This window comes from Fusibacter sp. (assembly GCF_057447755.1).
The window spans coordinates 1-2,322 of the sequence record NZ_JBVBZF010000443.1; the positions used below are offsets into that span (position 1 = coordinate 1).

Consider the following 2,322-nt stretch of genomic DNA (forward strand, 5'->3'; position numbering starts at 1 on the left):
ATAATTGGCTTGTGAAGGAACAAGGTGGAAAGATGATCCATGCCATGAGCGACAACACTAAGCAAAGGGTGACTTATATGTTGTCGGAGCCTCTGAGAATTAACAAGTTATATGAGCAGGTCATATCAAAGGATGGTTTATATGGCCAAGCGTCTGCTGAAGCCATTCAAGATTACACTTTGGATGTCATGAAATCACTAAGTCAAGATTTACCTCAAATCAGCGTAATCAGTTATGGCGATGAGAATGGTAATTTTATTGGCTATAGGAAACGTAGTGATGAAAAAGGGTTTGATCTGATGCTTAAAGATTCTCGAACGACTGATTTACTAAACATATATGATGGTGAAACAATTTACGATCCAATTGTAGGTTCTTATGAAGGTTATGACCCCACATCAAGACCGTGGTATGCACCTGTTAAAGAAAATCAAAGACCTCAGTGGTCAGACATCTATATTAATATGGACGAAAAAATGGAAGCTACGCTTTCAACACTTGTGCCGGTATTTGATAAGCAAAACGTTTTTAAAGGGGTTGCAGATATTGATGTTAAGCTATCGGGCATTAATACCTTTTTAAAGAATGACAGATCCAAGGGAAATGGCGCTATTTATATTATTGATAGTGATTGGCGCATTATTGCGCACTCAATGGAGGAATCCAATGTAAAAATTACAGCCACAAATCCTCCTGAAGGCGAATTGCTACAAGCGGTAGATAGTCAAAATCAACTCATAAGGTCAAGTGCTGGTTTTCTTCAGTCGCAAAATATCGCATTAGATCAAGTGGTAACAATTAATAATGTCAATAATAAGCAGTTAGCTTTGATTTCAAAACTTGATGAACCCAAAGGACTTGACTGGAGAATTGTAATCGTGCTGCCTGAAAGTGATTTAATGGGACTTGTTAAGCAGAGACAGATGACCACGATTATTTTAATGGCGGTCTTGGTAATAGTAGTAACACTTCTGGGCATGTTCACCATTTCTAAAGTCATAAGTCCAATATTGAATGCTTCAGCTGCTGCTCGAGAAATAAACGTTGGAAACTGGGAAACAGGTTTAAAGACTAGCGGCCTTAACTTCTATGAAACGGATAATTTGATCAGTGCTTTCAATATGATGATCAGTCGACTTAAGGACACCTTTCATCAAATTACGGTAAGTGAGGAGAAATATAGGGCTCTTGTTGAGAATGTAGACAATATGATCTATAGCTTGACACCTGAGGGTAAGTTTATATCGATTAACAACTCCTTTGAAAAGTCAATTGGCAGAAAGAGAGAGGATGTTATTGGAAAAGACGCTTATGATATATTCGAGACACAAGCGGAAAAAGATTACTGGTCTGGTGTTGTCGCCAATATTCAGAAGACCAAGCAAAAGATGAATTTTCAATATGAAGTTAAAAACAATGATGCGACTAGTACTTATTTGAATGTGAATTTGATGCCGATTCTTGATAATGAATCCAATATCATCATGATATTAGGTTCGAATATGGATATTACTGAATTAATTCTTGCTCAGAATGAAATTAATCGGATGATTGAAACTGAAAAAGAAAACCTTGAGATTCAAGTAGCAGAAAGAACCAATGCATTAAGGATGGCCATGGATGAACTCGTTGAAAAAGAAAAAATGGCTTCACTTGGTTCATTGGTATCTGGAATATCTCATGAAATAAACACCCCTCTTGGCGTTTCTGTTTCTGCTGGCTCGTATTTGGAAAAATTAACCCGAGAGATAACCGACAAACTCGATGCCAATGAAATCACAAAATCAGATTTTATTCAATTTATAGTGAATCTGCAAGAGAGCATTTCCATTATTAACACTAACTTAAATCGTGCGGCAGAACTTGTAAGAAGCTTCAAGGAGATTGCTGTTAAACAAAGCATAGAAGGTAGAATCAAGTTCAATGTATATGATTATTTTAGTGCGACAATCTTGAGTTTGAAGCATGAATATAAGAACGCCTCCCACCAGATTGTATTAAATTGTAATAAGGCTTTAGAAATTGTGAGCTTCCCTGGTGCATTCTCTCAAATATTGACCAATCTAATGATGAATTCTATTATTCATGGGTTTGAAAACAGTGAAGGCGGACTAATTACCATTGACGTATCGCTTAATGATCAGCTTTTAAGAATTGATTATAGTGATAATGGTAAAGGCATATCAAATGAGCACGTTTCTAAAATATTTGATCCGTTTTTTACAACGAATCGAAATAAGGGCGGGAGCGGTTTAGGACTCAACATTGTCTATAATATCGTCACGAGTCAGTTGAATGGTAAAATTCACTGCACTTCAGAAC

General features: G+C 36.6%; 1 protein-coding gene. It reads left to right on the forward strand.

Annotated features, from left to right (window positions below; genetic code table 11):
- Window positions 1-32: 32 nt before the first annotated feature.
- Window positions 33-2,322, forward strand: a 2,290-nt coding sequence (locus tag AC220I_RS21420; RefSeq protein WP_486725904.1) for an ATP-binding protein, incomplete at its 3' end; no start/stop codon positions are given.